This window comes from Pandoraea sp. (assembly GCF_004297875.1).
Taxonomy (GTDB): Bacteria; Pseudomonadota; Gammaproteobacteria; order Burkholderiales; family Burkholderiaceae; genus Pandoraea.
On the sequence record NZ_SCSK01000061.1, the window covers coordinates 74,932 to 99,191 of the forward strand.

At 60.4% G+C, this 24,260-nt stretch carries 20 protein-coding genes; 3 read left to right on the plus strand and 17 right to left on the minus strand.

The features are described from left to right. Positions 1-66: 66 nt before the first annotated feature. The 16 genes from EPN80_RS17670 to EPN80_RS17745 form a co-directional block, all read right to left on the minus strand. Entirely contained in the window at positions 67-1,131 is a 1,065-nt protein-coding gene (locus EPN80_RS17670; protein ID WP_293030326.1) for a porin, read from the minus strand. 131 nt (positions 1,132-1,262) lie between these two features. After that, on the minus strand, positions 1,263-2,303 hold the full coding sequence (gene dmpG, locus EPN80_RS17675) for a 4-hydroxy-2-oxovalerate aldolase (protein WP_293030329.1): 1,041 nt from the start codon (positions 2,301-2,303) through the stop codon (positions 1,263-1,265). Positions 2,304-2,316: 13 nt separating this feature from the next. Beyond that, positions 2,317-3,255 carry an acetaldehyde dehydrogenase (acetylating) gene (locus EPN80_RS17680; RefSeq protein WP_293030332.1) on the minus strand — a complete coding sequence of 313 codons (939 nt, stop codon included), beginning with the start codon at positions 3,253-3,255 and terminating at the stop codon, positions 2,317-2,319. Positions 3,256-3,260: 5 nt separating this feature from the next. Then, positions 3,261-4,046, minus strand: coding sequence for a 2-keto-4-pentenoate hydratase (gene mhpD, locus EPN80_RS17685; protein WP_293030335.1), 786 nt, complete (start codon positions 4,044-4,046; stop codon positions 3,261-3,263). After that, the gene (locus EPN80_RS17690; RefSeq protein ID WP_293030338.1) at positions 4,028-5,002 is read right to left on the minus strand and encodes a 3-carboxyethylcatechol 2,3-dioxygenase; all 975 of its coding nucleotides are present in this window, start codon (positions 5,000-5,002) and stop codon (positions 4,028-4,030) included. Before EPN80_RS17690 ends, mhpD begins: the two co-directional genes overlap by 19 nt. Before the next feature lie 9 nt (positions 5,003-5,011). Further along, a complete protein-coding gene (locus EPN80_RS17695) occupies positions 5,012-5,437 on the minus strand; it encodes a lipocalin-like domain-containing protein (protein ID WP_293030341.1) in 426 nt (141 codons plus the stop codon). Between the two features lie 18 nt (positions 5,438-5,455). Continuing rightward, on the minus strand, positions 5,456-6,286 hold the full coding sequence (locus EPN80_RS17700; protein WP_293030344.1) for an alpha/beta hydrolase: 831 nt from the start codon (positions 6,284-6,286) through the stop codon (positions 5,456-5,458). A 2-nt stretch (positions 6,287-6,288) separates the two neighbouring features. Beyond that, positions 6,289-7,260, minus strand: coding sequence for a VOC family protein (locus EPN80_RS17705; RefSeq protein ID WP_293030347.1), 972 nt, complete (start codon positions 7,258-7,260; stop codon positions 6,289-6,291). A 37-nt stretch (positions 7,261-7,297) separates the two neighbouring features. Beyond that, complete coding sequence (gene iaaH / locus EPN80_RS17710; protein WP_293030350.1) at positions 7,298-8,746, minus strand: indoleacetamide hydrolase; 1,449 nt, start codon at positions 8,744-8,746, stop codon at positions 7,298-7,300. A gap of 31 nt (positions 8,747-8,777) precedes the next feature. Further along, entirely contained in the window at positions 8,778-9,512 is a 735-nt protein-coding gene (locus EPN80_RS17715) for an aspartate/glutamate racemase family protein (protein WP_293030353.1), read from the minus strand. Between the two features lie 36 nt (positions 9,513-9,548). Continuing rightward, complete coding sequence (locus EPN80_RS17720) at positions 9,549-10,886, minus strand: acetylornithine deacetylase (protein WP_293030356.1); 1,338 nt, start codon at positions 10,884-10,886, stop codon at positions 9,549-9,551. Between the two features lie 10 nt (positions 10,887-10,896). Continuing rightward, entirely contained in the window at positions 10,897-11,922 is a 1,026-nt protein-coding gene (locus EPN80_RS17725) for an FAD-binding oxidoreductase (RefSeq protein WP_293030359.1), read from the minus strand. Positions 11,923-11,957: 35 nt separating this feature from the next. After that, a complete protein-coding gene (locus EPN80_RS17730; RefSeq protein ID WP_293030362.1) occupies positions 11,958-13,364 on the minus strand; it encodes an amidase in 1,407 nt (468 codons plus the stop codon). Between the two features lie 177 nt (positions 13,365-13,541). Beyond that, on the minus strand, positions 13,542-14,912 hold the full coding sequence (locus EPN80_RS17735) for a Rieske 2Fe-2S domain-containing protein (protein WP_293030365.1): 1,371 nt from the start codon (positions 14,910-14,912) through the stop codon (positions 13,542-13,544). 634 nt (positions 14,913-15,546) lie between these two features. Then, positions 15,547-16,521: an AraC family transcriptional regulator gene (locus tag EPN80_RS17740; protein WP_293030368.1), complete on the minus strand. Its 975-nt coding sequence runs from the start codon at positions 16,519-16,521 to the stop codon at positions 15,547-15,549. A gap of 503 nt (positions 16,522-17,024) precedes the next feature. After that, positions 17,025-18,659 (minus strand): acyl-CoA synthetase, encoded by a 1,635-nt coding sequence (locus tag EPN80_RS17745; RefSeq protein WP_293030513.1) that lies wholly within the window; start codon positions 18,657-18,659, stop codon positions 17,025-17,027. A 404-nt stretch (positions 18,660-19,063) separates the two neighbouring features. On the opposite strand from EPN80_RS17745, the gene ppsA reads away from it, so the two are divergent. Both ppsA and EPN80_RS17755 read left to right on the plus strand, forming a co-directional pair. Continuing rightward, positions 19,064-21,487, plus strand: coding sequence for a phosphoenolpyruvate synthase (ppsA, locus tag EPN80_RS17750; RefSeq protein ID WP_293030371.1), 2,424 nt, complete (start codon positions 19,064-19,066; stop codon positions 21,485-21,487). Between the two features lie 18 nt (positions 21,488-21,505). Continuing rightward, positions 21,506-22,453: a 1-phosphofructokinase family hexose kinase gene (locus tag EPN80_RS17755; protein ID WP_293030374.1), complete on the plus strand. Its 948-nt coding sequence runs from the start codon at positions 21,506-21,508 to the stop codon at positions 22,451-22,453. Positions 22,454-22,480: 27 nt separating this feature from the next. Here the strand turns inward: EPN80_RS17755 and EPN80_RS17760 are convergent, their stop codons facing one another. Continuing rightward, positions 22,481-23,170, minus strand: coding sequence for a CBS domain-containing protein (locus tag EPN80_RS17760; RefSeq protein WP_293030377.1), 690 nt, complete (start codon positions 23,168-23,170; stop codon positions 22,481-22,483). 241 nt (positions 23,171-23,411) lie between these two features. Here EPN80_RS17760 and EPN80_RS17765 point away from each other — a divergent pair, with 241 nt between their 5' ends. Next, complete coding sequence (locus EPN80_RS17765; RefSeq protein ID WP_293030380.1) at positions 23,412-24,248, plus strand: IclR family transcriptional regulator; 837 nt, start codon at positions 23,412-23,414, stop codon at positions 24,246-24,248. Positions 24,249-24,260: the final 12 nt, after the last annotated feature.

Genomic DNA, 24,260 nt, shown 5'->3' on the forward strand with positions numbered 1-24,260 from the left:
TTTCCTTTATGGCGTTCCTGACGCGCTACGCGTCAGGAACTTTAAGCACGGGTTTTCCTATCCAGATCAGAACGCGTGGATGAGGCCGAGACTGAACGCCGCTTGACGGCCACCCGACGCGGGGCCGGCAGCCATCAGAATCCATGCCGGCCCGCCGGAAGACTGCTGGTAGGCCAACGTTGAATACAGGCTCGTGCGTTTCGAGAACATGTAGATAAGCGAGAGCGTTTCCTGATTCACGTGCTGCTCGTTCAACACATGGTTACCCTTTTGGTACTGATACGAAAAATGCGCATGCAGCGGCGTGGACAACGCGTAGGTCACGTCTGCCTCGTACACGCCAATACGCGCGCCGTTCTGTGTATTGGAGGTATTTGTGTACAGGGCGGCGAGTTCGGCGGCCCCAACCATCCACGACGTACCGACGCCGAAATTTCGAATGCCGTCGTTGCCGTTGTTCAACGCAGCGTACTTGATGTACGTATAGGCGCCGTTGAGCGAGAACCCGCCATTGTGGTAGTTGGCCCCGAAGCTTTGCCCCGAGTTCGCGCCGAAGTTGCCGGCGACGCCGCCGAAGCTGTACATCCCCCCGAAGGAGAAGCCGTTGTACGTCGGGCTAACGTACTTGACTGAGTTAGGTACCGCTGAGCCCAGCATGCGGTCGAAGTCGAACGACCCATTGCCGGGAATACGCGGACTGTTCAATCCCTGGAACGAACTCTGGCGCAGGTTCATCGCGTTGATCACAGGGAATGCGGGGCCCCACCGGTCCGGAACCAGCGAATCGAACATGAAGTCGATTTGATTGCCGATCGTCAGCGTGCCATATTTTTCTTCCTTGAGACCGACGTAGGCGGTATGGCCGAACTGCCCGTTGACCATCGTGCCATTGTTCATGTTGAACTGGCCCTCGAGCTTGAAGATCGCTTTGGTGCCGCCACCAAGATCTTCACTTCCCGTCATGCCAAACAGATCGGGTGCCTGACTATCCGGATCGATGGACAGCATTTTCTTGCCGCCGACATTCGAGGTGTACATGACACCCGAATCGATCAGACCGTAGATCGACACCGATTGCGCGCTGGCACTGACAGACACCGTCGCTCCGATAAGTAGTACTAATTTTTTCATTTCCATTCCCGACTTCTCCTCACCCATCAGTACCCGCCTCCTGCAGCGGCACCGTGTTTTACGCTATGCCCCTAGGGACCGCGATATATGACTCCCTCTGCTACTGAGGGAGTCGCCTCCGGAAGTGACGCCTAAGCTGCGCTGGCTTTTAGGCTTTTTGCCTTGAGCAAATCCAAAGCGACGTCAACGATCATGTCCTCCTGGCCGCCGACCATACGGCGCTTGCCCAGCTCGACCAGAATATCGACCGTGTTCAAGCCGTACTTGGCTGCCGCGACTTCCGAGTGGCGCAGGAACGACGAATAGACACCTGCGTAACCCAGCGCAAGGGTCTCGCGGTCGACCCGCACCGGGCGGTCTTGCAGGGGGCGCACGATATCGTCTGCCGCATCCATCAATGCGTAGAGATCCGTGCCGTGATTCCAGCCCATGCGTTCGGCCGCGGCAATGAAAACTTCGAGCGGAGCATTCCCGGCACCGGCACCCATACCTGCCAGCGACGCATCGATACGGTCGCAGCCCTCTTCCACGGCAACGATGGAGTTGGCGACGCCCAGCGACAGGTTGTGGTGAGCGTGCATACCGGTTTGGGTCTCTGGCTGCAATACCGCCTTGATGGCCCGGAAGCGATCCCGCACGTCATTCATCGACAACGCGCCACCGGAGTCCACGACGTAAATCGTAGTGGCGCCATAACTTTCCATCAGCTTGGCTTGCTGGGCCAGCACTGCCGGCGTTGTCATGTGCGACATCATGAGAAAGCCAACGGTATCCATGCCGAGCTCACGCGCATACTCGATGTGCTGTTTGCTGACGTCCGCTTCCGTGCAGTGGGTCGCGACACGAACCACACGCGCCCCGGCGCCATATGCAGCCTTCAGATCATGAATGGTGCCAATGCCGGGCAGCAGCAGCGTGGCGATCTTCGAATGCGTGACGACGTCGGCTACGGCTTCGATCCATTCCAGATCGCTGTGCGCGCCAAAGCCGTAGTTGAAGCTCGAGCCTTGCAGGCCGTCGCCATGTGCGACTTCAATCGAATCCACCTTTGCCTTGTCCAGCGCTCGTGCGATGTCCTGCACGTTCTGAATCGAGTATTGATGGCGAATGGCGTGCGAGCCGTCGCGCAGCGTCACATCGGAGATATAGAGTTTCTTGCCGTGATTGCCCATTTGCGATGGCTCCTTAAACGTTCATCATGGATTGAGCCATGCGCTCTGCGGTTCTCATGCCGGCGCTGGTCATAATGTCCAGATTCCCTGCGTAGGCCGGCAGGTAGTGCGCGGCCCCTTCCACTTCGAGAAATACCGAAGTCTTCAGCCCGCTCAGTTTGCCCAGCCCCGGAACATTCAACGGCGCCTCCGGACTGATCACGTCGAACTGCACTTTCTGCTTCAGGCGGTAGCCCGGGACGTACGTGTTCACCGCCTTGACCATTTCTTCAATCGATGCCTCGACCGCCTCGCGATCGGCGGGCTCCGACAGGGTATAAACCGTGTCGCGCATAATGACCGGCGGCTCAGCCGGATTCAGCACGATGATGGCCTTGCCCTTCGATGCGCCGCCCACGACCTCGATAGCCTTGGAGGTGGTTTCCGTGAACTCGTCAATATTGGCGCGCGTACCTGGCCCTGCCGATTTGCTCGAGATCGAGGCTATGATTTCGCCGTAGTGAACCTTGACGACCCGTGATACCGCAGCCACTATCGGGATCGTCGCCTGACCGCCGCATGTCACCATGTTGACGTTGAGCGCATCGATGTTTGCCTCACCGTTCACCACGGGAATGCAGTACGGACCGATTGCCGCGGGCGTCAGGTCAATTACCCGGATGCCGGGCTTCAATGCGCGCAGAAACGCGTCGTTCTTCAGGTGGGCACTGGCCGAAGTCGCATCGAATACAAAATCGATATCCGCGAACACCGGCAAACGCGCCAGTCCTTCGATGCCTTCGTGCGTGGTGGCAACGCCCAGACGACTCGCGCGAGCCAGGCCGTCCGACTTCGGATCGATGCCGACCATGGCCCCCATTTGCAGATACTTGCTGTTGCGCATCACTTTGATCATGAGATCGGTACCGATGTTGCCTGAACCGATGATTGCCACTTTGAGTTTCTTTGTCATATTCATTACTCGATGAAAGTTGCGCGAACGCTGCCCAGGCCCTCGATAGCCGCGGCATAAGTTCCCGGCTGGGTGACCGCGACCATGGGACCCAGGGCGCCGGTCAATACCACGTCGCCGGCCCGCAAAGGCGTACCCAGCGCAGCCATGCGATCCGCAAGCCATACGGCGGCGTTCAGCGGATTGCCCAGGCAGGCCGCACCGCTCCCCGTGGATAGAACCTCGCCGCGCGATTCAAGCGCCATCGCGCACGCGGCGAGATCGAGTTGCGACAACCGGACCGGACGCGCCCCCATCACGAAAGCCGCCGAACTGGCGTTGTCCGCGACGGTATCGACGAACTTGATGTCCCAGTTCTCAATCCGGCTGTCCACAACTTCCAGCGCGGCCACCGCGCAGTCCGTGGCGCCGATCAGATCGGCAAACGTATGCCGTTCGTACGTGAGGTCACGCTTGAGTACCAGCGCGATTTCGGCCTCGACTTTCGGCTGAATCAGTTTCGAAAGCGAGATCGGCTGCGCATCGCCGTATGCCATGGAGGCAAACAATGCCCCGAAATCCGGCTGATCGACGCCCAACTGCTTCTGCACCGCCAGCGATGTCAGACCAATCTTGCGCCCCACAATCCGCTCTCCCCGCGCTACTCGCGCATCGACGTTGATCTGCTGCACCGCATATGCGGACTGCATGTCATCGAGCCCGATGTCACCGCGCACCGGAGCGATAACCTGGCGGCCAATCTCGGCCTTTTTGAGGCGGGCCGCGATCGCTTTCAACTTCTCTTGCTGCATCTGATTTCTCCTTGGGCGTCAGGCGATGCGTGCATGCACGCGAACCCCGCGATCCATTCAGGAATAGCCTGATAGAAGTCAATCTCCGCGGTATAGTCGCCGAACGCAGACAGCGCAGCGAAAGCCGCAACCCAGGTGCGGATCTCATGCGCACTCCGGCCGGCCTCCCTCGACACATCCTCGTTACTCAACCGGTCAACGGCCGGCAAATCGCTTTGCATCATCTTCAGGAATGCCATGTCCCACGCGGGGTTCAGCGCTCTCATGTTCTCGGCCTCCCCGGCGGTGAATGCCTTGGCGGCGTTGATGACCCTTTCCTGCCTGGCGTTCCGGGCTTGCGGGCTGAGATTTCGCCCGGCGTAGATCAGGCGATCCGCAATCTCCTGAGTCGCGCCCTTCAACTCGGGAATCGGTGGTTCATGTGATATGCCGCCCGACCCTAAAATCAGCACGCGTTTCCCGGTCGATTTCAGATACTCGCCAATGACCCACCCCATCATGCGGGACCGGCGAAGCGTTGACATAGGCGGAGCCACCGAATTGATAAACACCGGAATCACCGGATAGCTGTCGAGCCCACCCGTGACGACTTCCAGGGCCTGGGCTGCGCCGTGGTCCACCGACATGCGATAGGAAATCGCCATATCGATATCGCGATTCAGCGCGTACTCGACCATTGCCCGGGCCTGTTCCGCGGGAACCGGGAGAGTCCCCGCCAGGCTCCTGTAGTCGCCAATGGCCTCGGCCTTGGCTCCCACACAGAAGCTGGGCATCAACTCATAGAAAAATCCGTTGTAGTGATCGGGGGCAAACACGACCACCAGCTCAGGATCGAAGGCTCGGACGCGTTCTCGCGCGACGGCGTTGATCCTTGCAACCTCGGCAACCAACGCCGGCTTGGGATCGAAGTACCCCTGCAAAGGCGTATGGGAAACACATTCAAGAATAGCTGGCATGTCTGGGCCTTAAGCGCGTTTGAATGTCAGGCGAGCGACGCGGGCTTCCGACGTCCCCGCTTCCAGCTTGTGCGTGGTCAACGTCAACTGATCGCCGTCGAGTTCCGCATAGCGCTTCTGCTCACTGCCGACCCAGTTCGGAAAAAGGCAAAGCTTGACCTTGTGCGTCACTACGTTGCCCTCGACATCCCAGTCGCCCGCGTACGTCAGATACGTGTTGTAGGCCTCGGCCTTCTCCGCGTCCGACGCGTTCCATTGGCCGCCCGTCGTGAAGTCCGGCCTTTCTTTTCTGGCGATGGCACAGAACATGCCGCTCGGGCCATACGCCATGAAGCCGTCGAGCTCACGGCCCATCGGATACGTGATGCGACCATCGTCAAAGATTTGTTCCCAGGCGAGGATTTGCCAACGGCCCTTGACGTCAAGATTTTTCATACTGTTTCTGGCCCTCTGTCAGTTGTTGATAAGAAAGTCCGAAACCAACTGCGAAAACTGCGCGGCCCTTTCAATTTGTACCCAATGACCGCATTCGCCGTACGTGTGCAATTCGGCATGGGGAAGCAAGCGCAGCATGCGCTCCGACCACTCGACCGGGATCACCTGATCGTTCAAGCCATGGATGAGCAATGTCTTGTTTGTGATCGACATCAAATCGACTTCCGTCAGGGCCAGCATCTCCACGCCGTTTTGTCTCGGGGCTGGAAACAGCCGAGCGAACCGCTCCTGCACATCGGCACGAATCGAGGCTTCGTAGCGCATCCGAACTAGGTCTTCGGTAATGATCGAGTGATCGTAGGCGAACACCTCCATCAATCCCTTCATGGCCTCCAGGCTCGGCGTATAGCCCCAGACCTTCTCAAGTCCGTCACTGATGGGAGCGTTGATGCCCGCCGCCCCCATCAAAACCAGCCGGTTCACCCGTTGCGGGCATGCCTTGGCCAGTGCCAATGCGATGGCTCCGCCGAAGCTGTTGCCAACGACCGACACCCGGTCGATGTTCAGCGCGTCGAGCAGGCAGACGAGCGATTGCACCCACGTGTCTGGCGTTAGCGCGATATCGGGGGCGCACTTCGTGTAGCCGAACCCCAGCATATCGGGAGCAATAACCCGTGCCTTGCGGCTCAGCGCGGGAATGATGCCGCGCCAGTTGGCCCACGCCGTAACGCCAGGGCCCGATCCGTGAATGAGCAGGATCGGCTCGCCCTCACCCTGATCGTGATAATTCAGCGTGTATTGACTCAGTTCAATCTGACTCCCGATTTCGGGACTCACGGTAGCGCTCATCTTCATTCCTTCGCAGTTCGCTTCAACTGCGTTTGATTCTCGGGAAGCACAACAGGCGCTCGCATCCCCTCCGCGGCAAGATGCTTCAGAATCTGCCGTGCTTCTTCACGTTTGTGATCCGGAAGCCACGTACGATCATGGCCCCATAGGCTCATACCCTTCAGTTCTTCGACTTCCCAATCCGGTCCCACTGTGCGAGTGGCCCAACCGAGTTCGAACATCCAGCCGTCGGGGTTCTTCAGATAGAACGAGGTGGCGTGATCGTTGATATGGCGACCGAGAGTGACGCCGATGGAATCCGGATTCGGCAACGCCATGTCGTAGGCCCTACCCAGATCGTCAAAGTCGTTGTATTCCAGCATCAGGTGATAGATCTTTGCCGGCTGCCCGGTATGAGCAATGCCAATCGTGTGATGCCTCGGATTGCAGTGCAGGAATTCGACCTTGAACGGCTTATCCGTGTAGTCTGTGAGATTCATGCCGAGCACATTGCGATACAGATTCGATATCGCTTCAAAGTGCTCGGTAATAAACGCTACATGACCCAGGCCCATGGGGCCAGTGCGGAAACCACCGATGGGCCGGCCGGGCTTGAATGCAGTCGGTGCGTCCTTTAAGCCACACGCGATTTCCAACCTGACACCGTCGTTGTCCTTGAAGTGCATCATGTCCTGCACTCCTCGTAATTCGATTTCTTCCGGCGTGCCTGGCGTGGTTTTGTACCCCGCGGCTTCCAGTGCCATCGAGCAGCGCATCAACGTCTGGGCATCCGGCACCTCGAAACCCATACCCATGGTCGGCTCGCCGCTGGTTGCGCAGACGACGAATCGCTGAATCTTCTCGTCCGCGCGCACTCGCATGGTCTTGCCGGCTTCGAGCACTTCAACCTGCATGCCGATATGGTGGGTCACCTGATCGATCCATGCCTGCATATGGGGCGTCTGCACTACGATGTAGCTCAGTGCGGTAATCATGTCTGTTCAATTCCGATAGAAGCAACTTGCATGTCTGTCAGGGAGGCGAAATACGACCCAACACACCTTCGAGCAAAATCCCGATGGCCAGGAGCCGCCGGTCCGAACGCCACGGGCCATCGAACTCCATGCCCACGGGAAGCCCGGAACAGGAACCGCGGCCCACGGGCAGATTCAATCCAGGGAGCCCCGCACTGGCCATCGGCTCGGTGTTTTGAATCAAGCGCCGGAAGTTCGCTTCCTCATAAATGCTGTCATCGGCTGCCGGCGCCACGCATGCGGTCGTGGGGAACATCAGCGCATCCAGCCGATGTTTCTCAAACAGTTCGGCGTAACGGGCGCGCAATGCGTCACGACCGCCGCCAGCCTTTTGTGCCTGTTCGTACATAGGGGCAACGTCGTCGAGCTCGCCCGTGGCATTCGGGAACTTCCCGGGCAGCACCCAGTTTTCGTAAATCCACTTTACGTCCGGGCTATCAATGTTCCTGGCCAGGTCCTCAATCGTCATCGCGTGACCATTGCTTCTCAGGTATTCCTCCATGCTGGATCGCGACTCGCCAACGACGACCTGAAATCCAACGGCATTGTTCAACTCCGTCAATCCCGTACGCCCGAGATCGATGAAGGTCACGCCCAGCCGGGAGAGTCTGGTGACTACCGATTCCGCTACCTCGCTCGTATCGCGATCGAGGTTTTCCCAGAACTCAACGGGCAGTCCCAATCGCAGTTCGCCGAGTTCGACCGATGGCATGGCAAAGTCGTCAGTAATTACCGCGTCAAGCAACGCCACGTCATGCATATTCAATGCCATGGGGCCGACCGTATCCCGGCTCCCGGCAATCGGAATCACACCCAGACTCGAGTAGCGACCCCATGTCGGACGCAGGGATGCCACGCCATTCAATGCCGGGGGAATACGCATCGAGCCGCCGGTGTCGGTACCCAATGCGCCCAAAGCCATGCGGGCGCCCAGGGCCGCGGCCGAACCCGAGGACGATCCGCCTGCAATCTTCGACGGGTCATATGCGTTACGAACGCCACGACCGAGGCCGGTATTGAATGCACCGTTATAGCCAGTAGCGCCGTAGGCCAGCTCATGCATGTTCGTCTTACCCAACACGATGGCGCCGGCTTCACGCAGTTTTCGCAACGTGGGCGCATCTTCGACGGGAACGAACCGATCGAAAGCCGGGCTACCCGCGGTACAACGAAGGCCCGCACTGTGAATGTTGTCCTTCACCACAATAGGAATACCGCTCAGCGGCGCCGTGGCCGCCCCCATCTTCCGGGCCTGATCCAGCGCCGCAGCCGCCTTTAGCGCACCCTCGGCATCGACGGTAACGAACGCATTGAGCTCCTTTCCCGCGGCAATGCGGTCCAGGCACGCCAACACCAACTGCGTGCTCGTCAGCGAACCGTTGCGAAAAGCCTGGGCCGCGTCCGCCATCGTGAAATTGACGAACCGTTGATCCTTATCTTTCTTCATGGGCTGGGTCGTTGCTACTGACTGTCGTGAATCACAAGCCGAATGCGGCGTCCTTGTTCGTTTCCGGGCTCGGGAACGCGGCCTTGCTGTGGCAGAGGCCGAGATCGAGCAGCATTTCGCAGTATTTGTAAGCAACGACGCCCGGATTGAGCACGGGAACATTCAAATGCCTGGCCAGGTATTCGTGCGACTGATGCATCGTGGTCGAACCCAGAACCAGGACGTCGGCGCCGTCTTCTTCCACCGCCCTCCTGCCCGCTTCAACCAGGGACGCGAACGCGACGTCCTCCTTGCCTTGCAGCAGCTCCTGCGTGTCGGGTCTCATACCGATATCGCGAATCGAAGCAAGACGGGATTCGAGCCCATATTCCTTGGTCGTCTTCTTGTACAGCGCATGCCACTGCGGCCACATCGTGAGTACGCTGAATTTGTGGCCCAAGGAGCATGCGAGATGAAATGACGCGATAGCCGGGGCCATCACCGGAATCGAAAGGCGCGAACGCAGCGCATAAAGCCCGGAATCCGACACGGTGTTGATGCAGACCGCATCGAAACCCTGCTCTTCAGCCTTGATGCCCGCCTGAATTACAGCCATCTCCATCACAGCCATATCAAGATACGAATCCGCCAGCGTCATGACTTCCCCCGCGCCAACGAACTCCACTGCGATGTCGGGGCGCTTCATCGATGCCGGAAGCTGAGATTCAACGAGCGGGCGCGTAGCCTCGCTCATCGGGACCGGGAAAATCATTTTGATGCGTTTCATCTTTTATCTCCTCTCTTGCTCTCTGGTTAAGAAGGATTACCCGGCTGACAGGCCCAGCTCACTTCGCCCTCGGGTGAGCGTATCGATCACCGCGTACAGAATCTTTTCAGCGCACGGCATCAGATCGGGGACATAGGTGGCGCCCATCCCGCCCAATCCTTCGGCGACTGGCATCGGAGCACCGGTGGCCGGCCATGGCCAGCCGATACGCGCGGTCGGCACGCCATAACGACGCAGGGCCGCACCGTCCGTCTGGCCGGCCAAATAGTCGGGCGTGCCATGCGGACGACCTTCGACATGCTCCCAACCGCGCTTGGCCGACTGAATGATCCAGTTATCCGGATCGGTGGTGCCGCCCGGGACCGACCCGTACATTTCCCAATCCAGTTCGATTTCCGGCTTGCGAGATTTCAGATCGGCAATGAACGCAGCGAATTGCGCCTTGACGTCAGCCGGACTGACTCGCGGGTTCACGCGCACGTCGAAGAAGATGTCGGTTACCGCCGAAGGGAACGCGGGCCGCTCCATCTGGCCGCCGCGAACCCCCGCAATCCAACCATGAGGGGCAATGACGCCCGAGGTATTGCGCCTGGTGTACTCGGGGAGCCATGCCTGCAGTTCCTGGATCACGGTGGCGGCGGGAACCACAGACGAACGGAAGCCCGGCGCATCATGAGGTATGCCCGCGTAGCCCATGGTGCCGCGCACGCGAATCTTGAACCAGGCCATGCCCGGCTCCTCGTGGTAGACCCAGTTCCACGGCTTCATGATGATTGCGAAGTCCGGATACATGCCGCGATTGAGCAATCCCAGCACGCCGTTGGACATACCCGAATGGCGCTCCTTGATATCGACCGGCATGCCGCCATCGGCCATGCCCAGCAGGAGATTTCCCTTCAACGGAATGCGCGCTTCGATCAGTGCCGTGCACACCTCGGTATGCGTCGCAATCATGCCCTTGGGATTCGAAGCCCCGAGACCAAACACCCAGTCATCGACTTGCTGTGCGTAGGGTTGCACGTCGGCTTCCTGACCCTCGCCCGAAAGAATCTCTTCCTCCTTGGTGCGATCCAGGTGCGTGTCGAGCGGGGCATAGAGCAGCAGCGATGCGCCACCGCCCAACCCGCGATATTCCCCCATTACCGAACGACTGATCGCAGACAGATCGTGCGTCTTCGTTTCCATGCCGACCATTTCCAGGCGATGCTGCATGTAATTCGCGGCATCGCGCGTTGCCCCCGTCGGGCTGTGGATATTCGTCAGTTCTAACAAAAGCTGTTGCAGACGCTTCGGGTTCAGATTGGCTTTCGCCTTCTCATACCACTCGGCCTGCCGGGCCGAAAACGGTACTTTTTTCGTGGGGTTGAATTCCATGGCCGCCTCCTCAGTTCGACGCAACAAACTGCTCTGCGAAAATCAATTCCGGTTTCATTCCGAACTCGATCAATCGCGCCGTTGCCGCGGCAATCATCGGCTGGGGGCCGCACAGATATGCCACGGTATCCGGGTCCGTAACATCCTCCTGCCTCAGGGCCGAGACGGGAGAGCCCTGATGCAGGCCCTCGGTCGCATTACGATCAACGCAGATGCGCGTCTTCAACGTGGGCAACCAGTGTTGCCGCAGCTCGATGTCCTCCAGACAGAAGAGCGCTTCCGGCACCGCGCAGCCAAAACTGAGCAGCATTGGCGGCTTTTTACCTCCCGCTTGCCGGAGCCTGTCGATCATCGACATGATGGGTGCCAGCCCAGTGCCGCCGGCAACGAAGATATGCGGGCTACGCTTATGTTCTTCGCGAAGGAAGAATGCGCCATACGGCCCCTTCAATGTCAGCACGTCGTCGACCTTGGCCTGATGTTCGAGGAACGTGGACATCGCGCCATTGGGCAGCAGGCGAATCAGGAACTCCATCTTCGGCAACGTCATCGGCGTCGACGACGGCGAGTACGAGCGAAGCACGCCCAGTCCCGGCACCGCAATCTGCATGAATTGGCCGGGGCGGAACTCGAGCCAGTTGCCTTCCGCCAGTTCCACGCTCAGGCGCATGACGTTCGAGCCGATGCGCTCGATGGCGTCGATAAAGACGCTGACCTCCTGTGCGACGCCCGCCCCCACTTCGCTCCCGTATGCGACGTTGAACGTGCAGTCGGAATTTGCCTTGGTAACGCACAGCAAGCGATGCCCTTGCGCGACCTCCGAAGCCAGCAGCGTCGAGCTCGAACCGGGGATGTTTGCGGCGTCTCCCTCGTCGAGCTGACAGGCGCAGGTAGCGCACGCGCCGGCACGGCATTGATACACCACCGGCACTTCCGCTCGGATGGCAGCATCAAGGATGCTTTCGCCCAATTCAGCGGCAAAGGTATGGCTGACACCGTCAGCGAAATTGACGGTGATCTGATGGGTTTGGATCATGACTTAGCCCAAAAACAAAACTTATTCAGCATCGATCAAGCCCATCCCGGCGGGACCTGACGGTGCCAGTCACTGTGGCTCTGCAGTACCATCCCGACCATACACAGGAGGTCGTCCTGGTACTTGCGGCCGATGAGTTGGCCTCCGATGGGCAGTCCGTGCTCGGTAAATCCGATAGGTACCGACAGCGCTGGATGGCCCGTTGCGTTAAATGGCGAGGTGAACTGAATCAGCCGACGATTGGCCTCCGGGTCCGAGGCGAGATCCGCCAACTGCTCGTATGTCGGCGCAGCATAGGGTTGCACCGGCGTCAATATGACGTCAGCCTCCGCGAACACAGCATCCATCTCGCGCGTTAGCCGTTGCGCATCGCGAATGATTCGCTCGTAGTCGACTGCCTTAAGTTCCCGCCCCTGCTCAATCAACCGGGCCAGTGCCGGCCCATATTCAGCCGCCCGGCCGGGATATGTCCGTTCATGAGCCACCGCCGTTTGCACTCCGCAATGAAGCTCCCAATTCGAACTGGCATTGCGCGTGTCCGGAACCTTGATGCTCTTGATCGTGCCGCCCGCCGCCGCCAGGATGTTCTCGACCTGGTGAATCGCGTGCTGAATTACCGGATCAACGCCATCCGAATTCCACGATTCATCCACGCCAATTCGCAACCCCTTGAACCCTTTCAGAAAATCGGCGAACCGTTGCTCGTCGATGGTGGCGAGCAACCGTTGCGTATCGTGTCCGCCGATGACCGCAAGCAGAAGGAGCACATCCCGGGCAGAGCGAGCCATCGGGCCTACATGATCCAGCGACGCCGCCAGTTCCATCACACCGCTACGGCTGACGGTTCCATAGGTGGTCTTTAATCCGGTCAGGTTGTTGGCTGCGCTAGGGAACCGCACCGACCCACCCGTGTCCGTGCCAATCGTCCCGTAGCACAATCGCGCCGCCGTGGCGACACCGCAGCCGGAGGACGAGGCACCGCACCAGTGCGATGCACCCCATGGGTTTACCGGATCGGGGATCGTAGGGTGGTGGATAGCAAATGCACCTTCTGTCATTTGCAGCTTGCCCAGCATGACCGACCCTGCATCCTGCAGTCGTTGCACGACCGTCGCGTTTTCCGTGGGTACGCGCTGTTCATGAATCGGCATACCTCCTGCGCTGACCACGCCATGCGTATCGAATAAATCCTTAACCGCGAGCGGAATGCCGTGCAGGGGACTCCTGACTCCCCCGGCTTGTATCTCCTTATCGGCCTGCTCCGCTTGCTGCATCGCCAGTTCCGGCGTCACGCGCGCAAAGCTTCTCAGCTTCGGGTCCAGCGCTGCTATGCGGGCCAATTGCGTCTTCGTGATGTCTATCGGGCTGATGTCGCCTCTGCGAATCAGCAGCGATAGGTCATAAATTTCGAAATCATGCAGGTCGCTTGGAAGGCCGCTCATTACTGATTAGTAAAGCTAATGATATTAAATTTAAACCAAGACCCCGATGTGCCCGGAAACGGCAACAAAGATCGGGGATGGCGAAATCCTCGTCGCCATCCTCACCGCTGAGCCTGAGAATTACCTCGGCGAGCGCTTTGGTAGGGGCTCGACAGCCGAGCCCCAGTCAACATGGATTCAGAACCAAACTTGATCCACGAAGTACGCGGGTCGCTTGCCGTCGGCGGTGTCCTTGAAACGCGTGCTGTGGGTCTTTACCGCGCCGTACGTACCCTTGCCCGGCTTCGCGATACCACGGTTGTGGCGCGAGGCCAGCTTGCGCCACGTGACGGGAGAGATATCGGTCGAAACCAGTTGCTCGTCGTCCCAGCCGGTGCCGTCGGCATAGAAGTGCTGCATGGCTTCGCGAGCGTAGAGATCGCAGTCGTTGAAGCCGTGCAGGCAGAGATCCTTGTAGACGCGATCAAAGCGATACTTGAATTTTTTGCGATCTTCCTCGGTCGGGCAGATGCGGACCAGCACTTCCCAATACTCGTGCGTGTCGTCCGTGATCGGGACGTACCACTCGTACTGAACGACATGCTCCTCCGGCCAGTTTTCGACCATGAGAACACCGGGGAGAACTACCGACGTACGGTAGAAGCGCCCCTTCAAATTGTCGATTTTGAGGCCCAGATCCTTGTTCTCCAGAACTGGTTGCCATTTGTCGGTGAACAGCCATTGCATCATTCCCTTCGGACCCGTCTCGTCCTCGACGACTTGAATGCAGTCGTCCGCGACCGGCAGGATGCCAAGCGGGAGAACCCAGTCGTTCACGTGAATGATCGAGTTATCCTTGTGCACCAGGATGTGGGCGTTGTCGAAGCCGTTTTCGCATGCGATACGCCAGTTGCCAAATCCCGTGCGGTGCATACCGTGCGCAATCGCATCCTTGTCGAGGATCGACGGGGCGGCAGGCCACAGCGGGTGCGGGAAGCGCTCACTGTTTTCCGGAAAGCGGAACGGAAGGTCGTCCGACAGCGGGGGAACATCTTCGAGAGGAAAGTCGTCTTCACGCACGAATACGAAAATCATGCCCGCGACTTCTTCAACCGGATACGTCGTGATGCCGGTCGTGCCGATCAGCTTGTCTTCAGGATTGGCGACGATGGTGCTGAGCTTGCCGTCGTCCAGATTGAACGTGAAGCCGTGGTACCAGCAGGTGATCGTTTCCTTATTGAAGCACATCGGCTTTTCAGACAGGCGAATGCCGCGATGCACGCATTGATCCTTGACGGCAAAAACCTGGCCGTTCACTCGACGCAGTGCGATGGGAACGCCTGCAATTTGAATACCTTTCACACTCGGGACGATATCCTCGTCGCCGCCTTCGCCATTCACCACTTCCACAAGCTCCCTGCTGAACATCGCCGGGTACCAGTGGTTGATGAAGCCCCATGCCGCATCCTTGTAGGGCTGATATTGCGATTGCGACTTTGCATCGTTATAGCGAGTGTCGCTGATCGAATGCTGAACAACGCGACGACGAACAACCGGCTGATCGGACATTTATGTGTCTCCTGGTTAGCTAGGCAAACGTGTGTTGAGCACACTTAATCGTTGGTACGGCTTCGCACCGAATACCTTTTGCGGACTTGGTAGCGAGTGACCACGAAGAAATACTATTCGGTCGCCGGGACACGGGCACTCCAATGACTACGCGCTCTATCCCGTTCGTGCATCCAACGTGCATTCCTCGGGTTTATCCTGATAAATGGATAAGGGCCCCTGAGAGGTCCTGCATCGCAAATAAGGCGCAGGAGCAACGTTGGCCTTTTGTTTTTTTATATCGGGCAGTTCGCTCGGCAGCACGGCGCAATCCTTGCAGCGCTTCAGCCATGCACATCGTTGAGGGAATTCGGGTGTCGCGCTTCGGCCTTTTGATCGGCCTTTTCGATCACCGCGTAGCAGTCGAGCGTGCGCGCTGCCGCGCCCGCGGCCGCATAGTGCTCAGCTGATCGGCTGTTTCACCGAGAGCATGCAATGGGGCGCGACGGTTGTGTGGCGGATTCGGCGTGCCAATGTCGCCGAGCCTATGAACGCCCGCGCCTGGCTCAGGCCAGCCGATGCCGGGGCAGGTAATGTTGATCTGCGCTTGATTATTCGAACTTGCGCATGGGTGCGTTCTTCGACGCCAATTGCCTTAGCGAGCGAGGGTTTCGCTCGGGCTCTCGCCGAACCAACGTTTGTAGTCGGTGGTGAAGTGCCCCAGATGGGCGAACCCCCACTGGTATGCTATTGCTGTCACTGTTGTACTTTTCGGATCGGACCTCAACAACTGCTCCCGCACCCGATTGAGTCTGACGCTCTTTAAAAGAAGCATGGGAGATGTGTTTCGATACCGGCGAAATCCTGCATATAGCGAACTCGCGCTGACGCCCACATGCTCGGCGATGCTGCCTACCGTAATCGGCTCGTGCGCCCGCTCCTCGATAAAGAGTTCCGCCTTCCTGATGAAAGCCGGAGTCACGGAACGCGAGCGCTCCTCATGAAGCGCCAAACTATGGTTGCTTGTATGGCTAAGCAGCAACAGCGACCCAATCATATGCTCGATTTGTGCCGCCAGCAAAGGCGACGACGATTGAGCTCCCTCGAGGAAGTCGAACAGCCATTGCATGGTGAATGCCCACCGCCTGCCGGCCGCGGAATCCAGCGGCATAGCGGTTTCGAATTCGACCTTGGTTTGCGAACCGTTGCCGAGATGCTGCCCACACAGGCGCTCCACCAAATCGCGATTGATCCGGAGAATCAGCTTTTCGGTGCCTTTGCCGTGATTGATTTCGTGTTGCTGCCTCGCATTGAGTATCGAGCCAACCGTGGGCGAAGAGTAGACGGTCTCGTTGCCACGGATGATACGCTCGCCACCACTTAGCGGCACCTGCACCAGATAGAAGTCATCAAACGTATTGGGCCGGATCGTGACATCGCCGCCGTAAGTCATACGTCCGATGCCGATGGAGCCATACCGCCGATAGAGCAGACGAGCGTTGAGCTCGCCTCGAACATCGATGTTTCGAAGCTCGTTTTCGCAAAACGTGCGCGTGCCCCACTGCCGGGCTTGCTCGATATCACGCGTCAGAAACAATTCTGTATCGGATGGAGGAGTCGGATTCGTCATTGGATTCATCTTGCAACGCGCTTTTCGGTGTCATCTATTTCTCAAGTTTGAAATCGTCAACCAGGGTCTGAGCCGGGTGATTAACCAGTATTGCATGCTTGCCGACAATCCGCTCATGCGCATTTTCCCTATCTACAATACTGGCTCGCGCCCTTCGCCAGTACGGGCGGGATTTCACTCCATTCGAGTTACACCCTCTGCGTCAGCTGGCCGGCATGAATCAACGCCAACGAGGGCACTCCCGCGGGTCCCACGGTCAGTCCCTCGACTCGCGAACGGAGGCCTGATCCGTCCGCGCGGCTTTGGCGTGGCCGCTAACTCGAGCCGCGAGCAATGTCCGCGCTGGCGGTGCGGGTTCCTGACGGGCATGCCGAGCGCGAATTCCTTCATAAACCCGCTAATTTACTGTGCTGTAGGTTGCCGCCTCATACCTGCCCGCCACGCCTAAACTGAACTTTACTAGATTCCGTAACGTAGCGTTTGTCGAGGAAAATCCCTGCGAATTAGCCATGATCAATCGCGCGGGCCAAATCAAGCTGCTTGCGCAATGCGAATTTTTGAATTTTTCCGGTCGCGGTCTTGGGCAGCTCGCCAAAGCGCACGGCCTTGGGAATCTTGAACGATGCCAGGAGCGAGCGGCAATGAGCGACGATTTCATCGGCCGTGCACGCCATGCCAGGCCGGAGTTCGACAAACGCACATGGAACCTCGCCCCACTTCGGGTCCGGCTGGGCCACGACCGCGACTACCGACACTGCAGCGTGCCGGTAGATTGCATCTTCGATCTCGATGCTGGAGATATTTTCTCCACCCGAGATAATGATGTCCTTGCTGCGATCCTTGAGTTTCACGTACCCATCCGCAGTCAGAACGCCCAGGTCGCCTGTATGAAACCACCCGCCGGAGAACGCTTCGTCCGTCGCCCTCCGGTTCTTCAGGTAACCTTTCATGGTCAGATTGCCCCGAAACACGACCTCGCCGATGGTCTCGCCGTCTCGAGGCACTTCCTGCATGGTCTGCGGATCGACCACCGTGGTTCCGGCCTGAAGGTGGAATCGAACGCCTTGGCGCGCATTCATTTCCGCGCGCTCCCGTTGGCTCAGTGCGGCCCACGAATCCTGTACGGCGCAAACCGCGGCAGGACCGTAGACCTCGGTCAACCCATAGACATGAGTCAACTCAAACCCAATGGCCTCCATGCGGGCCAGTACGGTTGATGATGGTGCCGCCCCCGCCACCGTGGCCTTAACCCGATGCGTGATACCCGTGCGCCATTCATCCGGCGCGTCCGCCAGGGCGGAGTGAACGATCGGCGCACCCGAATAATGCGTCACGCAATGCTCTCGGATCAAATCGAAAACGACTTTGGCGTCGACTCGGCGCAAGCATACATTGGTGCCGGCACGAGCTGCGATAGTCCATGGGAAGCACCAGCCGTTGCAATGAAACATGGGCAGCGTCCACAGGTAGACCGGATGCTTTGCCATGTCCCATTCGAGCACATTGCTCGTCGCCGTAAGATGCGCGCCGCGATGGGAATAGACCACGCCTTTTGGCTTGCCTGTCGTACCTGACGTGTAATTAAGCGCGATTGCGTCCCATTCGTCGAGTGGCAGCAGATATTGGAAATTGGAATCCCCCTTTGCAATCAGGCTGTCGTAGCTCGTGGCCTGTGCCAAAACGTTACCGTCGGCGACAGCGAACGTGTCCTGGACCTTGATGATCGTCAGATCCGGACGAGCCGCAGCCACAGCCTGCGCAACGGCTGCGTACTCGGTGTCAATGATCAGTGCACGAGCCTCACCGTGATCGAGCATGTAAAGTATTGCGTCGGCATCGAGTCGGGTATTGAGTGCGTTCAATACCGCCCCGGCCATGGGGACGCCGAAGTGAGCTTCCACCATCTCCGGAATGTTGGGGAGCATCGCGGCGACCGTATCGCCACGCTGAATGCCCATCTGAACGAGGGCGCTGGACAGCCTGACACATCGTTCGAAGGTTTCTCGCCATGTTCGTTTTACCTGACCATACAGAATTGCAACCTTGTCACCATAGACTTCCGACGCTCGAACCAGGAAATCCACAGGTGTCAGCGGGGCGTAATTGGCGTTGCGGCGCTGCAAACCGTCTTCATACATTTGCATTCGCACTGTCTCCGTCTATTTTTAGGCGCTCTCTCGTCGGTGCCGGATCGCCACCCAATTCCGGACAAGATCGCTTAGGCAGACTATTCCGCTCTCTCTCGAGCGGCTATCCAAATCGCGCATCGGCTATCCCGATACCACAGGAAATGGCGCTATCGCCAGGCAGATCGGCACCGATGCGCAACCGTTGAGCCCCCGCTTTTTTCCGCGCCTCCCGCGCTAATGCGCTTGAAGGCATCCCCGCTATCCCCCGCTTCCTTGTGCTAAATCAAGCCGCCGGCCCAAGCCGGGTGCAACGATGACAAGGCGCCGTTATCGCGGGCGCCGTGGCATTCGCGCAGGCGGCGCTTCGGCCCGCTGCGCGGTTGCGGGCCCTGCGGGTTTTGGAGGAGGCGGAGATGAGCGACGATATTTCACGCGTGGTGTGGTTCGAGGATTTGCGCCGCACCGACGTGCCGACAGTTGGCGGCAAGAACGCCTCGCTGGGCGAGTTGATCAGCGCGCTGGCGCCGCAGGGCATTCAGGTGCCGCCCGGTTTTGCGCTGACGGCGGCGGCGTACTGGGAATATCTCGACGCCAATCATTTGCGCCCGGTGCTTGCTTCGCTGCTCGACGATCTGACGGCCGGCAAGCGCACGCTGGCCGAGGCCGGCCAGGCGATTCGCCGCGCGATGCTCGATGGCGATTGGCCGGCGGCGACCGCGCGGGCGGTGGCGCAGGCTTATGCCGAGCTCAATCGCCGCAGCCGTCGCGCCGAGGTGGACGTGGCGGTGCGCTCGAGCGCGACGGCCGAGGATTTGCCGGACGCCAGCTTCGCTGGCCAGCAGGAAACCTTTTTGAATATGCGCGGCGAGCGCGCGGTGCTCGATGCGTGCCGCCGCTGCTATGCGTCGCTGTTCACCGACCGGGCGATCAGTTACCGGCAGGCCAAGGGCTTCGATCATATGAAGGTGGCGCTGTCGGTGGGCGTGCAGCGCATGGTGCGCTCCGACCGCGGCGGCGCCGGCGTGATGTTTACGATCGATACCGAGACCGGCTTTGACAAGGTGGTGCTGATCAACGCGGCCTGGGGGCTTGGCGAGAGCGTGGTGCAAGGCTCGGTCGACCCCGACGAGTACGAGGTGTTCAAGCCGCTGCTGTCGGATGCCGCGCTGGCCCCGATCATCGGCAAGCGGTGCGGCGCGAAGGAACACAAGCTGATTTACGCGGCGGACGGCCAGGGCACCCAGGGCGCCACGCAATACGTGGCCACCGCCCGGGCCGAGCGCGCCGCTTTTGTGCTCGACGACGCGCAGATCCTCGCGCTGTCGCGCTGGGGCTGCCTGATCGAGGCGCATTACGGCCGGCCGATGGACATCGAATGGGCCAGGGACGGCGAGACCGGCGAGATGTTTATCGTGCAGGCCCGGCCCGAGACCGTGCAGTCGCGTCGCGAAGCGGGCGCGACGAAGGTCTATCGCATCAGGAAGGCCGGCCGCACGCTGGCCACCGGCGTGAGCATTGGCGATGCGGTGGCCACCGGCCAGGTGTGCATCATCGAGAGCCCGCGCGAGATGGCGCGGTTCGTCGACGGCGCGATTCTGGTCACGCAGTCGACCGACCCCGACTGGGTGCCGGTGATGCGCCGCGCCTCGGCCATCGTCACCAACGAAGGCGGCCGCACCTCGCACGCGGCGATCGTGAGCCGCGAGCTCGGGCTGCCGGCGATCGTCGGCACCGGCAACGCGACCGAGGTGCTGCATGACCAGCAGGCGGTGACGGTGTCCTGCGCGCAGGGGCGCGAAGGGTTCGTCTATGAGGGGCTGGCCGAGTATGACGTCGAGAAGGTCGATTTCACGCAGCTGCCGGCCACGCGCACCAAGATCATGCTCAATCTGGCCAACCCGGCCGCGGCGTTTCGCTGGTGGCGGGTGCCGGCCGATGGCATCGGCCTGGCGCGCATGGAGTTCGTGGTGAGCAACCTGATCAAGATCCATCCAATGGCGCTGGTGCGCTACGACACGCTGGCCGATGCACAGGCCAAGACCGTCATCGCCGGGCTCACCGCCGGTTACGAAAGCAAGACGGAATATTTCGTCGATCGCCTGGCGCGCGGGCTCGGCAGGATCGCGGCGCTGCAATACCCGCACCCGGTGATCGTGCGCATGAGCGACTTCAAGACCAATGAGTATGCGCACCTGATCGGCGGCGCGGCGTTCGAGCCGAAGGAAGAGAACCCGATGCTGGGCTTTCGGGGCGCGTCGCGCTATTACTCGCCGCGTTATCGCGAGGGCTTCGCGCTGGAATGCCAGGCGATTGCCCGCCTGCGCAACCAGTTGGGGTTTACCAATGTGATCGTGATGATTCCGTTTTGCCGCTCAGCCAGGGAGGCCGATCGCGTGCTTGCCGCCATGGCGGAAAACGGCCTGGTGCGCGGGCAGGCGGGGCTGGAGGTGTACGTGATGTGCGAGATTCCGTCGAATGTGATTCTGGCGCAGGCGTTCGCGCAGCGCTTCGACGGCTTCTCGATCGGCAGCAACGATCTGACCCAGCTCACGCTCGGCGTCGACCGCGACTCCGCCGAGCTCTCCGAGCTGTTCGACGAGCAGGACGACGCCGTCAAATGGATGATCCGCAACGTCATCACCGAAGCGCACAAGAGCGGCGCGCATGTCGGCCTGTGCGGGCAGGCGCCGAGCGATCACCCCGAGTTCGCCGAGTTTCTGGTCGAGTGCGGCATCGACTCGATGTCGGTGAGCCCCGACAGTTTCATTGCGGTCAAGCGGCGCGTCGCGCGCGCCGAGGCTGCCCACCAGCCGGGCGCGACGCCCCCGGCCCTTTGAGCGAGGCACAGCCCTGCGATGCCCGAGATCCTGACCTTCACGCCGAACCCGTCGATCGACGTGTTCACCACCGTCGACAAAGTGATCGATACGCGCAAGATGCGCTGCGGCGCCGAGCGGCGTGACCCGGGCGGCGGCGGCGTGAACGTCGCGCGCGTCGTGCAGCGGCTGGGCGGCAGTTGCACCGCCGTGGTGATGGCCGGCGGCCAGACCGGCGCCATGCTGCGGCAGTTGCTCGAGGCCGAACAGGTGGCCACCGCGTGCGTCGACATCGCCGGCCACACGCGCGAGAGCTTCTCGGTGCTCGAGACCAGCACGGGGCGCGAGTTCCGCTTTGTGCTGCCGGGCCCGGTCATCACCGGCAACGACTGGCAGCGCTGTCTGGATGCGGTGGCCGCGTTCGATCCGGCCCCGCGCTTTCTGGTGCTCAGCGGCCGGCTGCCGCCGGGCGCGCCCATCGACGGCTATGCGCAGCTGGCGCGTGCGGCTGCCGGGCGCGGCACGCAGGTCGCGCTCGATACCTCGGGGCCGGCACTGGCCGCGGCGCTCGAGGCGGGCGTGGCGATCGTCAAGCCCAGCGTCGACGAATTGCGCGAATTGACGGGCGAGCCGCTGGCCGACGAGGCCCAGTGGTGCGAGGCTGCGCGGCAGATCGTGCGCGACGGCCGCGCGCGCATCGTCGCGCTGACGCTGGGCGGGCGTGGCGCGCTGCTGGTCGAGCGCGACCGGGTGCTGCGTGCGCCGGCGCTACCGGTCAGGATGGTGAGCGCGATCGGCGCGGGTGATAGTTTCCTGGCGGCGCTGGTGTGGGCGTTAAACCGCGGCGCCGGCACCGGCGAGGCATTCCGCTATGGCATGGCGGCTGCCGCGGCGGCGCTGCTGAGCGCCGGCACGGGCCTGTGCCGCTGGGAGGACGTCGAGCGCCTCTACCACGAAGCGTCGAGCCACCCGACGGCGCTCGGGTAGTTCAGCGGGCGATGCAGCAGCGGCATGCTAGAGGCCGATGGGGATCGGAGGCTGCTCGGTGTGATCGACAACGCGCTTGACCCCGGGTATGCCCTCGGCCGCCACGCGCACTGCGTCGACCGATGCCTGCGAGCTGAAGACGCCCCACAGATGCACGACGCCATCACGCACGATCACGCCGCGGCCGGCAAAACCCCATGGCTGGCCTGCCAGTTCCGCCAGGAGCCGCTCGCGTATTTCGTGATCCGAAACGAATTCGTCGACTGCCGGCTGCGGCAAGCTGCTGGCAAGCGCTTGAACGAGATTGGCGCGACTGATCACCCCGACCACCTTGCCCGCGCGCAATACCGGCACCCGTTTGATACCTCGCGACTCCAGCAGGCCTGCGACGTCGCCGAGCGGCGTCTGCTCGTCGACCGACGCCACATCGCGGGTCATCACGTCGGAAACCTGGTGCCCGTGCGATTTAACGTATTCCTGTGCCCGCGCATCGGCTGACAACAATCCCAGCCACCAGGACCGGTGCTGTTTTTCCGTGCCGAGTTCGGCGCGCCGGATCAGATCGCCTTCGCTAACGATACCGACCAGCTTCCCGCCTTCGTCGATGACCGGGGCACCGCTGATGCGATGCTGCAAAAAGAGACCAGCGACATCACGAATTGTCGCGCTGGGTTTGACTGAAATGACATTTGGCGTCATGACATCGCGAGCATGCATTGTCCATCTCCTGACAAGGTATTTATGCATCAACGGATCCGCCGTACATCCGGACTCCGACCTATCCTGCAATCGAATTCCAGCTTAATCGTGTGTACGGGTGCCCTCTTGATAAATGTCAACCGACGCGCACGCATGTTAATAATTGAAATACAATTAAAACAATCCCGATTCAATATTTATCAAGCGGGTTACGATCAAATTTTCGGCCCGATGCCATTGCCCGGACCGCCCTATCGATATGCCCAAAAAGACGCCCTCCCCGCCACCCGAACCGCCGCGCGCCACGCACGAGGCATCGCCGCGTTCGTCGCTGTTCGTCGGTTCGACAGAAAAGGCCTTTCAGGTGCTGCATGCGTTCGACGGTCCGAGCCGCCATATGACGCTGGCCGATATCGCGCGCAGTTCGGGGCTCGATCGCAGCGCGACGCAGCGGGTGGTGTATACGCTCGAGAACCTGGGCTACCTGTATCGCATCCCGGAGACGCGCACCTATGGCCTGACGCCGAAGGTATTGCAGTTTTCCTACAACTACGTGCGCGCCAACGAACTGATCGACAAGGCCTCGCCCTACCTGCTCGACATCAGCCGGCGGGTTGGCGAGACCACCAATTTGCAGGAACTCGACGGCAACGAGATCGTCTTCGTGGCACGCTTTCCCGGGCACCATCTGGTGAATATCGACATCGTGGTCGGCAGCCGCCTGCCGGCGCTTTTCACCGCGTCGGGCACGGCGATCCTGGCGCGCCTGCCGCAAGAGCGGTGCGAGGAAATTTTCGCGCAGACGCGGCTCGAGCCGATCACGCCGTACACGGAAATCAACCCGGGCAAACTGCGCGAGCGGATCCGCAAGACGGCGCAAACCGGCTATGCGATCGTGACGAACGAAACGGTGCTGGGCGATATCTCCGTGGCCGCGCCCGTCACCGATCATCGGGGCATTGCGGTGGCCGCGATCAATATTTCGGTACCGACCTCGCGCTGGACGGTCGAGCGGGTCGAGGCCGAACTGGCGCAGCACGTGCAGGTCGTGGCCACGTCGATCTCGAAAGCGAAATTCAGCAGCTACACGCGATAAGCCCGGCCGCCC